Origin of the sequence: Hyphobacterium sp. CCMP332, from assembly GCF_014323565.1 — a bacterium.
Classification (GTDB): Bacteria; Pseudomonadota; Alphaproteobacteria; order Caulobacterales; family Maricaulaceae; genus Hyphobacterium.
Genome location: NZ_CP058669.1, coordinates 1,444,647 through 1,457,798, shown reverse-complemented (window position 1 = coordinate 1,457,798; position 13,152 = coordinate 1,444,647). Strand labels below are relative to the sequence as shown.

Here is a 13,152-nt window from a genome sequence, read left to right as displayed (position 1 = left end):
CCCTGCCCGAGGGCAAGGGATCAGGATGCGTCGGCGGCAGCCGCTTCGCGTTCGTCCAGCCAGTTTTCGACCCGGCTCACCGACTCATTGGCAGCAATCGCGGCAAGGCCACCGGCTTCACTGGCGAGGTCACACAGCGCGGGGAGGTCCGAACACACCTGATGGACGCGTTGACCCTGGGCGATGAGGTCGGTCAATTCGTCCGGAGCACTCACGCCTTCGCTGGAGAACACGCTGGCAGGCGCGAACGCCGCAACGATGGCTATCCAGAAAATCGCTCTAAATGCAAAACCCATGGCTTGGCTGATCCTTCGAATATCTACAGTTCTCCAACTGCAAGAAGGAGGCTAGCCAAACCCCGAACGCAATTCCATCGAAACGCGTGTTAATAGAAAATAAAGATCAAAAGGCTTCGCGCAAATTCTAATAAATAGAAAACGAAGGAGAATCTTTACTTGTTGTTTACGGTGTGCCGGAATGGCGCAATCCAGGACAGGATGGGCCTAGTTCTGCCGATCCTGCGCCGCTTCGAGACAGTTTGACACCTCAATCAGCGCATGTTGGGCGATGCAGAAGGAGTCTTCATACTCGAAATGCGCGGCCGCCACGCACTGCGCAAGATTGACCCGCGCCCACGAGATACAGCGTTGCGCGAGCGGGTCTGCCAGAAGTGACTGGATGGAGTCCTCTGTGTAGCGCGAATTCTCGCCAATGGCCCGCAAGGCCGCGATGGACAGGATGCGGCCGACACGCACCCGGTCCGGCTCATACGGCACATCGGCATCCAGGGTCAGATTGGGCGTGGAGGCTGCCAGACTCGGGCGCGGCGCAGGCGTCGCAAACAGGCTGGAGGCAGCACCGATGTCGGTTTCGCTGATAAAGCTGGTGGTGAACAGATCGCCCGCCAGCGGAGCCGCTATATCGTCGGCGGCGCGGAGCGCGGCCAGCCGGTTTTGCCGGTCGCGCGAAATGGCGTTCGCCCAACGCTCGTTTTGCAGGGCGTAGGCGGATTGGCGATATTGTTCGCCGAGATCGCGGATCTGGCCGGAGTCTTCATCAATCGCCTCGAGAACGGATTCGCTAGCCTGATCGGCATAGCGGAAGGCACCAGCATAGGCGGGATCATTGGCCAGGGCCGCGATTGCGGCATCCTGACCGTAATAATCGGCGACGTCGCGGACATCGTCCAGGAATTGCGGGTGTTGCTCGGCGATCAGAGAGGAATAGGCCAGCCAGGCGCGAACAAGGCGCTCGCGGGCCAGATAGACGGATATCTCGTCCATTGACTGATCGAGGACAGCGCCGGAAGTGATTTCGCGGTCCCGGATATTTCCGAGTGTCTGGTGGAAACCGGCATATTGGCTGGCGGACCGCAGAACGATGTCATTGTCTACGTTTTGTTCAACGCTCTCGACTGCGTCCAGCCGCAAAACCGGCTGACTATCTGTGGCCGTACTGCCGTCATCCTGAAGCACGGCAACCATGGCTATCGCTGAAAGCAAGACATTAAGCACGATTGAACTCTCCTATGCCGCAAGGCGTTGATCTCTGCATCTTGAACCGACTGAGGCGCGAGCGCCAGTCACCTGCAGATAATCTTGCACCAAGGCTTGCTGAAGTGTTGCGTTAACGAATTTTGCCCCCGCATTAACGTCTTGTTAAGTGGGGGAGACAAGGTTCGATGTGCGGCAATCAACCGAGTCGCGACAATCGGAGGCTGGCGCCTGTAATGCGTTTGATAAACCCGCTTCTCAGACATGGCGGAATTTTGGCGCACCTCTTGTGGGTGGCGCTGCTGGCCAGCGTTGCGCCTATGATCATTGCGGCTTCCCCCGCGGCGACGCCCGTCGCGCTGGGCGGAATCCTGGCCGGCATGATCCCCGGCATCGCCGGACTATTCCTGGCGCGCCGGCGGGCGAGCCGGTTCGGGCGTCTGGTTCTGGCACTGCTCTGGGTGTCGCTGGCGGCCTCGGTCGCAGCCGCCTCTGGCGGATTGTTTGGCCCGGCGGCCCTGGCCTTTTTGCTGCCGGTCGCGTCTGCGGCCTCCTATGCTGACCGCAAGACGGTGATTGAATCGGCAGCCCTGGCCGGACTTACGGCTCTGTTTGCCGGCGGCCTTCAGTTTGCGGGGCTTCTGGTCGCGCCACCGGGCGCGCTGACGGTTTTTGCACCCGGATTTCTCGCCGCGGCCACCTTTATTGCGGTCTCGTTTTCGCTATCGGCAGCGCGCGGTATGCGGTCGCGCCGCCAATTTCGTGCGCTTGCCGCGAAGCACCGGCTTCGCAGCCGTGCCTTTGACGTTGCACCTGTCGCGCTGGTCGCCGAAAAAGACGGAGAGATCATCGCCACTTCCCGTTCCCTGCGCTCGATGATGCCGGGCATGCCGCCACAGATGGCCGGTGTGCCGGTTTCCGATCTTGCCTTTGATGCGCAGGATGCTGTCGCCTTTTCCGTACCGGCCGATGAAACCCCGGTTTTGGTCCGGATACGCGGGATCAAAGGCCATTCCGAAGCGGTTCAACTGTTCCGGTCACCCGAAGGCGTGATTGCGATGGTGCATGCGGATGCTTTTGAGGCCTCGGACCAGCCGGCGAATGACGAATTGGTTCAGCAACGCGATGCCGCGCTGGCAGAAACCCACGCGAAATCTGAATTCCTGGCCTCGGTGAGCCACGAAATCCGGACGCCATTGAACGCTATTATCGGTTTTTCCGATGCGATGAAGTCGCGGCTTTTCGGGCCGGTCCCGGCGAAATATGCCGAATATGCCGAGCTGATTCACGAGAGCGGGCGGCATCTTCTGGAGCTGATTGGCGATGTGCTCGACCTGTCGAAGATCGAGGCGGATAGTTATGCGCTGAGCCGGGAAAACTTTGACGCGACCGATGTGGTCGAGCTTTGTACGCGCATGCTGTCGCAGCGCGCAGAGCAGGCAGGTGTCCAGATTGAACTGGATATGGCCGCGCCCATTCCGGTGAATGCCGACCGCAAGGCATTGCGGCAGATCTTGCTGAATTTATTGTCCAATGCCATCAAGTTCACGCCGAAGGATGGCGTCATCGTCGTGATGGCAAAGACGCAGGGCGACGATCTGATGCTCGCTGTCGGGGATAGCGGTCCGGGTATTGCGCCCGCCGAACTCGATCGTCTGGGCCAGCGCTATATGCAGGCCTCGACGGCGGATCAGTCCGACGAGCGGGGATCCGGGCTGGGGCTGTCTCTGGTGAAGGCGCTGACGGCCATGCATGGCGGCGAGATGACGCTTGAGAGCACGCTGGGTGAGGGCACGACGGTTTCGGTCAGGATGCCGGTCATTCGCGCCGGCAATGAGAGCGCGCCGAAGGAAAGCGATCCGCTGGAAGTTCATTCCCGTATCCAACGGGCGCAGGCCGCCAGCCAGTCTCTGGCATCATCGTCCGGCTGACCAGTCCGGCGACGATCTGACAAATGCCAGTGCGGCTGCGAAATCTCCGACGCCGACATAGTGGGTGGCGACAAGATCGCCTTCCGCATTGAAAGCCTCGATGCGGGCGGCTTCACGCGGATCCAGAGCGGCGAACGCCGCCAGCGCCGTTTCGCTGAAACCGAAATAGCTGAGATTTTCATCGGACCAGCGGGTCGAAGGTATAAAGCGCCGGCTCCCGGTCGCAGGCGGTAGATAGGGTGTCCAGGACGGCACGCCGTCGACTTCCAGCAACCCGCCAAGGCTCGGGTCGTGCAGCTCAGGAGACGTTTGCGGGTCTCGCACATGCAATGTCAGAGACGTAATTTCCGACGTTACGGCTGCCGCAATCGTCAGGGCATATGTCCGGTCGGAATTATAGAGTCCGGCCATCAGCGAATGATCGGCGTCAAGCAAAGTCTGGGTGATCACCCAGCTGTCATATCCGTATGGACGATTGGCGCGCCACATGGCCGGGGCGCCGACATAATCCTGAAACCGCTCGCGTTGCCAGCCGACATAGGCCGACTGGATATTGGCGGCGACCGCAAGTGTCGCGTCGCTGTTACAAGGCTGATTGGCGGCGTTGCGTGATATCTGGTCGTAGGTCCGGTCGATCCGCCCGGCCTCGTATCCGGCGCGTAAAAGATCGCCGCGGGCCTGGAGAAACGCCCCATCCAGAGCGAGCCGCTCGTTTTCGCTGAAGAGCTGACAGCGTTCATCCAGCGCGCGGGCGAGGGCGCGCTGCGCATAGATATCCAGACTTGTCTGAGCATGGGCTCCGCCGCTGAAGACGACCAGAGCCGCAAGGGCGGCACGCATGAACTACTCCCTGTTATCCGGGAGCAGAGACTACTTCCAACCTCTTGATTTGTCGTGAACGCGGCGGCGGCGCCAGGCGCCCCTCAGCACGAACAGCAATGTCAGCAGAAAGAGGAGGGCGGCGATTTCGCGCAAGGAGAAATCCGGCAGGCCAAAACGTTCGGCCAGTGACGGTGTGCCCACGACGGAATAGTCATAGCCGGTCACACCACTTTCATCCCACAGGGCGGCGCGTCCGGAGAGAGCTGACCAATGCGCCGAACGGGACAGAATTTCGGAGGCGCGATTGAAGCCTTCCGCCTGGGGTGACGTAAATCCGGCAATCCAGCGGGTCGGGTTTTGCGGATCCGCAAAAACCGTCGCGACACCCGCAGCACTGGCGGCCTCATCGGCATAGGCCGCAGATGACAGGCGAAGCCCGGTGCGCCGGCCGGCGCGTTCAACGGCCGCGCGCAAAGCGGTGCGGAACTCCACCGGCGCTCCGGAGAGGAGGTTTCGATCTGAAAGGGCAGCTGTGCCGATGAAGACCATATTGCGATCTTCCGGTGCATTGTCGCTTTCCGAACCATACCACGCATAGATCCAGGCGGTTCCGTGCGCGAGCGAGGTGCGCGCCATGATCGACATGGCTGCCAGCCGGCCGGTGCCGTCCGGTTCGGTAATGACCACGGCGGTCTGGGCACCGCGACCGTCACCGAAGGGCAGGCGGGCTTGCGAGAATTCGCGGAGCGTTTGACCGTCGATCTCGACGCGCGTTGTTTCCGAGCCGATGGCTGCCGAGGTCAGCGCGTCTGCCACTGTGAACGTTTCGTCTGCCAGACGGATGGACCGGCTGGCGAAAAGGCGTGCTGCGGTCTCCAGATCCTGTTGGTGGCGTCCGGCGAGCACAACGTCGAGTTCAGCCCCGGAGAAGCGGATTTCCGGACCGGTCAGTGTCGCGTCGACAAGGAAACCGAAGCGTATATCGGCGCCCGCGGCGGTCTGGACGAATTCCGGAGCCCGCCCCATGCGCATGGCAATGCCTTGTGCGATCACCGCTTCGAGCATGACGTCATTGCGCCGGTCCTCGATGAAGACCGTGTTGATCGGTGGAATGTCAGACGCAAGGAGGGCTTCGACATCGCCAAGGCTATCGGCCTGGCCGGTGGTCTCAAAACCGACGCGCAGGCGTGAATTTGCGCCGTCCAGCCGCCAGCCATCATTTTCATCGCTTTCAAGGGAAAGGCTGACAATGTTGGTGCCGGTGCGAAGAACATGTCCGGGAAGTTCGATTTCAGCGGTTATGGCACCATCTGCGGCCTCGATACGGACAGCGCGTGTATTATTGACGATCACAATCAGAGCGGCGCTATGTGAGCTTTCGGGGGTCAGCCCCAGAAAAATCCGGCCTTCCAGGGGGGTGATGGTCGGTGCCAGAGCGAATTGCAGCACCCGGTCTCCGGAGTCCGCATTGATATCCAATTCATTGATTTCGTTATTGAGATTGGACAGCGGGACTTCGTGTATCGAACTCGATACACCGTCCTCCGCAATGGCCATAGCCGATTGAAGGCCAACGAAAACCGCGAAAACCCAACGCAAAACACGTGCTGTCATGATACGCTCCCCACCCATTCATACTTTATTAAGCAATTGGCTTGCCATCAATGGAAATGAATCAAATTCGTTCAGAATTCTGGGTGCAGGCCCTCCTGAGGCGCGCAGAAGTTGCGGGCGCCATGGGCGGCGTCGTCCGCAAGGGCGATGTGGATGCCGGCGCGGTTCTGGTGCGTGTCTCCCGCCTGGATGGCACGTCCAACTTCTATGTGCCGGCGCGGGATATGGACGGGCATCGGATCTGGATACAGCCGCTCGGCCCCGAGCCGGTCGAGGATGAACGGCTCAACACCTATTGCGACCGCCGTCTGGAGGATGATCCGGATATCTGGGTCGTGGAAATCGAGGACCGCTCAGGACGTCACTTTCTGACCGAGCCTGTTGAAGCCTGAGTTGAGGCTTGCCAGTTCCGTCCGGGGCCATTAGGTCCGGCCCTCACAACATCAAAGACAAAGAACCGATATGAGCGCGACTTCATCGGGCGAAGAATGGGCCAAAAGGCGCACTTACGCCATTATCTCCCACCCGGATGCCGGTAAAACCACCCTCACCGAAAACCTGCTGTTCGCAGCCGGGTCTATCCGGATGGCAGGTCAGGTGCGGGCGCGCGGTGAAAACCGGCGAACACGGTCTGACTGGATGAAGATTGAGCAGGACAGGGGGATTTCAGTCTCTGCATCGGTGATGACGTATGAGCATCGCGGCCTGACGTTCAACCTGCTGGATACGCCGGGGCACGAGGATTTTTCGGAAGACACCTACCGGACGCTGACCGCTGCCGACAGCGCCATCATGGTGCTGGATGCGGCGCGCGGTGTGGAGCCACGGACGCTGAAACTGGTGGAGGTGTGCCGCTTGCGGGATATCCCTATCCTGACCTTCATCAACAAGCTGGACCGGGAAGCCCTCGCGCCGGAAGAATTGCTGGATGATATCCAGGACAAGCTGGCGCTCGACACCGCGCCCATGCAATGGCCGGCGGCGTCGGGAAAACGTTTTGGCGGGGTCATGGACCTTCAGACCAACGAATTCATCCCCTTCCGCCCGGATGAGGGCGAGATGTCGTCCGGCCAGCGCGTGCCGGCCGATCAGGCCGGGAAACTGCTTAGCCCGGATGTGTATGCCGAGCTCCAAGAGGGCACGGAGATGGCGCGCGAATTGTGCCCCGAATTCAACCCCCAATCCTATCGCGAAGGGCATATGACGCCGGTCTATTTCGGTTCGGCCTTACGCCGTTTCGGCATTGTCGAATTGCTCGATGCGCTGGCCGACATTGCGCCCGGACCGCAGACGGAAAAAGCGGTGATCCGGAAAGCGCCGGGCGAAGTCACTCCCGGCGGCAAGGAAGTTTCCGGATTTGTCTTCAAGGTGCAGGCGAATATGGATCCGAACCACCGCGACCGGGTCGCCTTTCTGCGGCTGGCGTCGGGAAAATTCAAACGCGGAATGAAGCTGAAAACCGACAAGGGCAAGGCCCTGACCGTGTCTTCGCCGATCATGTTTTTTGCCCAGGACCGCGAAATCGCGGATGAGGCGTTTGCCGGTGACGTGATCGGCATTCCCAATCACGGCCTGTTGCGTGTTGGCGATAGTCTGAGCGAAAGCGGCGAGATCCTGTTTGCGGGTATTCCGAATTTCGCACCGGAAATCTTGCGCCGGGCGCGTCTGGCAGATCCGCTGAAAGCCAAGCACCTCAAGAAAGCCCTGGAATCTCTGGCCGAAGAGGGCGTCACCCAGCTCTTCCGGCCCGTCATCGGCGGCGACTTTATCGTCGGTGCTGTGGGTCAGTTGCAGATCGAGGTGATGGCCGAGCGTGTGGCGGTCGAATACGGGCTGGATGTAACGTTTGAAGCCGCGCCGTATGAACTGGCGCGCTGGATCAGCGGGTCCGATGGGGACATTGAAAAGTTTGCGGATCGTCACAAGAGTGCCATCGCCGAAGATATTGATGGCGATCCGGTTTTCCTGGCCAAATCGGCCTGGGAAGTCAGCTATTCGGAAGAAAAATGGCCGGACCTGAAATTCCTGCGGGCCAAGGAGCGGAACAGTTGAGTACGTCCAACGACACCCTGATCGGTGCAGCCCAATCGCAAGCGACGGAATTCTGGTCGCTTGTGATTGACGTCTGGAATACGAGTTTTCTGGGCGCGAGCGTCGGGCAGGGGCTGCTGGCCATGGTGGCGGTTATCGCCGCCCTGTTCTTGCGCGGCATGATTTCACGCTGGCTGGTGAGCGCCATGCGGCGGGTCGTGCGCAAGACCGCTAATCAGCTAGACGACGCTGTGGTCGACGCCCTGGCAGGCCCCTTCCAGTTGATACCGGTCATCATCGGTCTGTTCATTGCCACAACGATTGTCGGTCTGGGCGGACCGGAATCAATCGGGGCGCGGCTGGTCCAGTCGCTCATCGCGATCACGATGTTCTGGGCGCTGCACAATGCGGTGACGCCCGTGTCGCGCAGCCTGGATGCCATCGCAAAGTCGCTGACGCCGGTGATGATCGACTGGATGACCAAGTCGCTTCAGATACTGTTTGTTATTGTCGGCGCGGCGGCTGTGCTTGAAATCTGGTCGATTCCCGTCGGACCGATCATTGCGGGTCTCGGCCTGTTCGGCGTTGCCGTGGGCCTCGGCGCGCAGGATTTGTTCAAGAATCTGATCGCGGGTGTGCTGATCCTGACCGAACGCCGCTTCCTGCCCGGTGACTGGGTGCAAGTGGACGGCGTGGTCGAAGGCACGGTGGAGAAGATCAATTTCCGCTCGACCGTTGTGCGCCGGTTCGACAAGGGCCCCGTCTATGTGCCGAACTCGAAACTGTCGGATAATGCGGTCACCAATTTCTCGCGTATGACCCATCGCCGGATCAGCTGGGCCATCGGTGTGGAATACAAGACCACGACCGAACAGCTGGCCTATATCCGCGACAAGACGCTGGGCTATATTCTCGGCCATCCGGAATTTGCCAAACCGCCGGAGGTCACCACTTTCATGCGGGTGGACGCCTTTGGGCCGTCCTCGATTGACTTCAAGCTCTACGCGTTCACGGTGACAACCAACTGGACGGAGTGGCTACGGATCAAGGAAGAGCTGGCATTTGAATTGAAGAAGATCGTGGAAGAATCCGGCACCGCCTTCGCCTTCCCGTCACAGACAATATACGTGGACGATGGATCAGAAGTCTTCCTGCCGCCGGAATCGAATTCCCGGCAGAAGATCATCCAGCAGCCGGCAAATCCGGGCGAAGAAACCTGACGCGATCACGCTGCGCTGGCGTTCTTCCGCATGGTCATGAAGCGCATGGCCCTCTGGGCTTCACGCTCTGACAATTCGTCGAAGATGCGGCCATATTCGCGCGCATCCCGCAGGGCGTCGCCCTTTCCGGCATTGCGCATGACCGACAGCGTCACAAACAGCGTGCGATCCAGCCCGCCCGCTTTGCAAAGCAGGCAGAGCGGATCGATACTCGGGCTTTCAAGGGCACGCTTGGCGGTGCCCAGATCGGTATCTGTCATAATGGACAATCCCGCCGCGCAACGCATCATTTGACCCTCGCGCAGCAAGCGGACGAGCAGGGCCCCGTCCAGCTGGCGGCGCAGTTTCATCGCATTCACAAAGCGCTTGGCCTCGTCAGCATCCTTGTCATTGGACAGCCGGGATTCGAGACGGGCATGAGAGGCATCAATGGCCTGCTGTAATTCGTCAGGATCAACGCCATCAAATTTCTGCAGGATCTGGTCGCGCAGACGGCTTTCCACCACGGTCAGCATGTCGTTGAGCAGATCGGTCGGCATTTCCTTGCGCTCGACCAGCGGTGCATGGAAATCAGGATTGGTCTCGGCGCGTTCGGTGATGTTCTCGAAAGCGGCCCGGGAAATCTGTGCACCGGTATTCCTGACCAGTGAAACAACGGTGTCATCGTCGCCGCGCCGGACAATCGTATCGGCGACCGCTTCCGGCACGGTGGGGCGGGTGGTGAGCACTTTCAGGTGCGACTGACTGGTATTTTCGGCAATGGTCAGAAGGTCTGCTTCTGTCAGCGCGCGCGATCTTTTCAGAATGGGTGCCGCCACCTCAATCACATCGCGCGCCAGCTGCATGACGAGACCGTGCGGCGCTTGCGGCGCATCGGCGAAGCGTGCGGCCAGCTCAACCCGTGCATCCTCTGCGGTGTCTTCCGCCAGCCGGGACAGCACGCCGTCATATTGTGCGAGCTCGCTGGATCCCTGCCGGGGGACGTCATCAAAGAAGAGATCGGTGACTTCGCGGAGAAGTTCACGGCGGCGCTCGCTGGACTTTTCCTTGGCGAGATCGACCAGTTTGTGAAGATTGGATTGAACCGCCATTTAGCCCGCCGAAATTCTGTTTTCTCCAAGATCACCGAAACCGGTAAAGAAACGGTGGCCGTTTTTGGTTAACAGACCGGTTTATGCAGGATTGCGCCCGGCTGCCGGTGGCGATAATCAAGCGTCCAAGAATCGGGAGCAGGCGGCATGACAAGCGAAGCGCAGACAGGGTGGCGGCAGCGGCTGGTCAAATTAGTCGAGGCCCCGGTCTTTATCAATTTCATAACCGGGCTGATCCTCGTCAATGCCGTCATGCTCGGGCTTGAAACCTATCCGGTGGATGTCCCCATTCTTTCAGAGGCGCTGCCGCTTGCCGACAAGGTCATCGTGATGATCTTTGTCATCGAATTGCTGTTGAAAATGGTGGCTTACGGGCCGCGCTTCTTCAAATCCGGCTGGAACTGGTTCGATCTGATCATTGTATCCGTGTCGCTTTTCCCGGATGCCGGCGCATTCACGGTATTGCGGGCGATGCGGATATTGCGGGTCTTCCGCCTGTTTTCCGTCATGCCGGAAATGCGAAAAGTCGTAGAGGCCCTGATGAAGGCCATTCCGGGCATGAGTGCGATCCTCGCCGTGCTGGCTTTGATGTTTTACGTCTCGGCTGTCATGGCGACGAAGCTGTTCGGCGGCTCCTCGGAGCAATTTGAATCGCTGGGCGCATCGGCCTTCACCCTGTTTCAGGTGATGACGCTCGAAGGCTGGGCCATGGATGTCGCGCGACCGGTGATGGAGAATTACCCGTTTGCCTGGCTGTTTTTCCTGATCTTTATCGTGCTGACCAGTTTTGCCGTCCTGAACATGTTCATCGCCGTGATCGTGGACTCGCTGCAATCGAAACATTTCGATGACGAGGAAGAGCGGGCGCTCGAGGCCGAGGCGGAAGCACAGCAGGACCGGGAAGTCCTGCATGCGGAGCTGAAAGCCATACGCGATGAACTCAAGGCCCTGCGCGCGGAGATGAAGCGCTAGGGGATTGCATTCACTTCCGCTTCAAACGCATTCAGCAATTCGGAATAGAAAGCGGCCAGCTCCTCTTCATGGGCCGAGCGTTCGCGCGGAGCCGGAGCCGCCAGCAGGCGCGCCGGCAAATTGTTATGGGCCGCCATCATGAAGTCGCGCCAGATGCGAGCCGGCAGACCGCCGCCGGTGACGTTGTTGGTCGGCGTATCGTCATCGTTTCCGACCCAGACACCGGCAATATAGTCGGCCGAATAGCCCAGGAACCATGCATCGCGGAATGACTGGCTGGTGCCGGTTTTGCCGGCCGTCGGACGGTCCGGCAGACGGGCGGCCGTTCCTGTGCCGGACAGGACGATATCCTGCATCATGGTCGAGATGGTCAGCGCATCGGCTACCTCGACAACCTGCTCCGGCTCGGTGGCCGGATGCTCCCACAAGACATCACCACGCGAATTGGTGATGCGTTGCAGGAAGCGGGCGCGATGACGCGTCCCGGAATTGGCAATGGTGGAATAGGCCGCCGTCAACTCCAGCAGCGTCACTTCGACCGCGCCGAGAGAGAGGGCAGGGAGGGGCGGGAGCTCGGTTTCAATACCCAGTCGTCCGGCCATGTCGACAACGGTTTCCGGCCCGATCTCGTCGATGATCTGTGCGGAGACCGTATTGATCGAGCGCCGCAGAGCTTCCTGCAAGGTGACGCGGCCGCGATAATTGCCGCCGAAATTGCGCGGCTGCCAGCCTTCCAGATCAATAGGCTCGTCATAATAGACGCTGAAGGGTGATGCGCCCGCTTCAATGGCGGCCAGATAGACGATGGGTTTGAAGGCCGAGCCTGGCTGACGGCGGGCCTGCGCGGCGCGATTATACTGGGTTGCCAGATAGTCGCGGCCACCCACCATGGCACGAACCGCGCCATCGGGTGTCATCGCAAGGAGGGCGGCTTCGCCCGCACCCTGCGCTTCGCTCTCCTCGTCCATGCGGGCGGTCAGGGTGCGGTGCGCGGCTTCCTGCAGGTCCGCGTCAATGGTCACCTGTATGATGGCGTCGGCAGGCAGCACGACCAGCTCGGCTGCGGCGAGCTGGACGGCGTAATCGAAGACATAACCGAACACGGCCGGATCGCGATAGGTTTCCGGCTCGGGCTCGATGGGCGAAGCCGGATTGGCCTCGGCCTCGGCGCGTTGTTCGGCGGTAATGAATCCGGCCTCTTCCATTGCCTCCAGCACAATGGCCGCACGCTGTCTTGCGGCGGACAGATTGCTGGTCGGATCCAGACGGCTGGGCGCCTTGGGCAAGGCCGCCAGCATGGCCGCCTCTGCAATCGTCAGCTCGGCGGCTGATTTCTGGAAATAGCGCCGTGCCGCCGCTTCGATTCCGTAGGCGTTGGCACCGAAATAGATGCGGTTGAGGTAAAGCTGCAGGATTTCATCCTTGCTCAGGCGCCGTTCCAGTTGCCAGGCCAGCCGCATTTCCTGAATTTTCCGCCGCATGGACCGCTCAGGCGTCAGGACGAGGTTTTTCACCAGCTGCATGGTGATGGTCGAGCCGCCTTGCACCGTCGCGCCAGCGCGAAGATTGGCAAAGACAGCGCGCAAGGTCCCGCGCAGATCAACGCCGGAATGTTCGTAGAAGCGCTGGTCCTCGATGGCGATGAAGGCTTGCGCGACGTGATCGGGTAGAAGATCCAGCTCGACCGGTGATCCATAGAGCGGACCCCGCACATCAATCACCGCACCATTCATATCGAGCAATGTGATGCTGTTTTCGCGCCGGACATCGGCCAGGATTTCAAGATTGGCGGGGAGGGACGGCATGTCGGACAAGGCCCACCGCCAGAAAATGCCGCCCATAATACCGGCGATAATCACGGTTGCTGCAAAACCTGCCGTCAGAAACCATGCGCGGCGTTCGCGCTTGCGGCGCTTTTCCTCTAGAAGGTCGGCTCTGAAAGCAGTCATCCGGATTTCCCCTGCCGGGTATCAGCCCG

11 protein-coding genes are annotated in these 13,152 nt (G+C 60.3%); 5 read left to right on the top strand and 6 right to left on the bottom strand.

The features are described from left to right. Nucleotides 1-20: 20 nt before the first annotated feature. Both HXX25_RS07430 and HXX25_RS07425 read right to left on the bottom strand, forming a co-directional pair. Nucleotides 21-296 (bottom strand): hypothetical protein, encoded by a 276-nt coding sequence (locus tag HXX25_RS07430; protein ID WP_187165311.1) that lies wholly within the window; start codon nucleotides 294-296, stop codon nucleotides 21-23. A 207-nt stretch (nucleotides 297-503) separates the two neighbouring features. Next, nucleotides 504-1,514, bottom strand: a complete 1,011-nt coding sequence (locus tag HXX25_RS07425) for a hypothetical protein (RefSeq protein ID WP_187165310.1) — start codon at nucleotides 1,512-1,514, stop codon at nucleotides 504-506. A gap of 215 nt (nucleotides 1,515-1,729) precedes the next feature. Here HXX25_RS07425 and HXX25_RS07420 point away from each other — a divergent pair, with 215 nt between their 5' ends. Further along, the gene (locus HXX25_RS07420; protein WP_187165309.1) at nucleotides 1,730-3,424 is read left to right on the top strand and encodes a HAMP domain-containing sensor histidine kinase; all 1,695 of its coding nucleotides are present in this window, start codon (nucleotides 1,730-1,732) and stop codon (nucleotides 3,422-3,424) included. Here HXX25_RS07420 and HXX25_RS07415 read toward each other — a convergent pair. Next, nucleotides 3,410-4,264, bottom strand: coding sequence for a hypothetical protein (locus HXX25_RS07415; RefSeq protein ID WP_187165308.1), 855 nt, complete (start codon nucleotides 4,262-4,264; stop codon nucleotides 3,410-3,412). The genes HXX25_RS07420 and HXX25_RS07415 overlap by 15 nt on opposite strands. Before the next feature lie 30 nt (nucleotides 4,265-4,294). Further along, entirely contained in the window at nucleotides 4,295-5,860 is a 1,566-nt protein-coding gene (locus HXX25_RS07410) for a hypothetical protein (protein WP_187165307.1), read from the bottom strand. A gap of 56 nt (nucleotides 5,861-5,916) precedes the next feature. Here HXX25_RS07410 and HXX25_RS07405 point away from each other — a divergent pair, with 56 nt between their 5' ends. The 3 genes from HXX25_RS07405 to HXX25_RS07395 all read left to right on the top strand — a co-directional run bounded on the left by HXX25_RS07405 (nucleotide 5,917) and on the right by HXX25_RS07395 (nucleotide 9,111). Then, nucleotides 5,917-6,252, top strand: a complete 336-nt coding sequence (locus tag HXX25_RS07405; RefSeq protein ID WP_187165306.1) for a DUF1491 family protein — start codon at nucleotides 5,917-5,919, stop codon at nucleotides 6,250-6,252. A 70-nt stretch (nucleotides 6,253-6,322) separates the two neighbouring features. Then, nucleotides 6,323-7,912, top strand: coding sequence for a peptide chain release factor 3 (locus HXX25_RS07400; RefSeq protein WP_187165305.1), 1,590 nt, complete (start codon nucleotides 6,323-6,325; stop codon nucleotides 7,910-7,912). Continuing rightward, a complete protein-coding gene (locus tag HXX25_RS07395; RefSeq protein WP_233346588.1) occupies nucleotides 7,909-9,111 on the top strand; it encodes a mechanosensitive ion channel family protein in 1,203 nt (400 codons plus the stop codon). Before HXX25_RS07400 ends, HXX25_RS07395 begins: the two co-directional genes overlap by 4 nt. 5 nt (nucleotides 9,112-9,116) lie before the next feature. Here the strand turns inward: HXX25_RS07395 and HXX25_RS07390 are convergent, their stop codons facing one another. Next, nucleotides 9,117-10,202: a DUF2336 domain-containing protein gene (locus tag HXX25_RS07390; RefSeq protein ID WP_187165303.1), complete on the bottom strand. Its 1,086-nt coding sequence runs from the start codon at nucleotides 10,200-10,202 to the stop codon at nucleotides 9,117-9,119. Between the two features lie 147 nt (nucleotides 10,203-10,349). On the opposite strand from HXX25_RS07390, the gene HXX25_RS07385 reads away from it, so the two are divergent. Then, nucleotides 10,350-11,174 (top strand): ion transporter, encoded by an 825-nt coding sequence (locus HXX25_RS07385; protein WP_187165302.1) that lies wholly within the window; start codon nucleotides 10,350-10,352, stop codon nucleotides 11,172-11,174. On the opposite strand, the gene HXX25_RS07380 is transcribed toward HXX25_RS07385, so the two are convergent. Next, nucleotides 11,171-13,123: a transglycosylase domain-containing protein gene (locus tag HXX25_RS07380; RefSeq protein WP_187165301.1), complete on the bottom strand. Its 1,953-nt coding sequence runs from the start codon at nucleotides 13,121-13,123 to the stop codon at nucleotides 11,171-11,173. The genes HXX25_RS07385 and HXX25_RS07380 overlap by 4 nt on opposite strands. Nucleotides 13,124-13,152: the final 29 nt, after the last annotated feature.

Coding starts and splice junctions, on each gene's coding strand:
- HXX25_RS07430 (WP_187165311.1), bottom strand. CDS start 296: ATGGGTTTTGCATTTAGAGCGATTTTCTGGATAGCCATCGTTGCGGCG.
- HXX25_RS07420 (WP_187165309.1), top strand. CDS start 1,730: ATGCGTTTGATAAACCCGCTTCTCAGACATGGCGGAATTTTGGCGCAC.
- HXX25_RS07415 (WP_187165308.1), bottom strand. CDS start 4,264: ATGCGTGCCGCCCTTGCGGCTCTGGTCGTCTTCAGCGGCGGAGCCCAT.
- HXX25_RS07410 (WP_187165307.1), bottom strand. CDS start 5,860: ATGACAGCACGTGTTTTGCGTTGGGTTTTCGCGGTTTTCGTTGGCCTT.
- HXX25_RS07405 (WP_187165306.1), top strand. CDS start 5,917: ATGAATCAAATTCGTTCAGAATTCTGGGTGCAGGCCCTCCTGAGGCGC.
- HXX25_RS07400 (WP_187165305.1), top strand. CDS start 6,323: ATGAGCGCGACTTCATCGGGCGAAGAATGGGCCAAAAGGCGCACTTAC.
- HXX25_RS07390 (WP_187165303.1), bottom strand. CDS start 10,202: ATGGCGGTTCAATCCAATCTTCACAAACTGGTCGATCTCGCCAAGGAA.
- HXX25_RS07385 (WP_187165302.1), top strand. CDS start 10,350: ATGACAAGCGAAGCGCAGACAGGGTGGCGGCAGCGGCTGGTCAAATTA.
- HXX25_RS07380 (WP_187165301.1), bottom strand. CDS start 13,123: ATGACTGCTTTCAGAGCCGACCTTCTAGAGGAAAAGCGCCGCAAGCGC.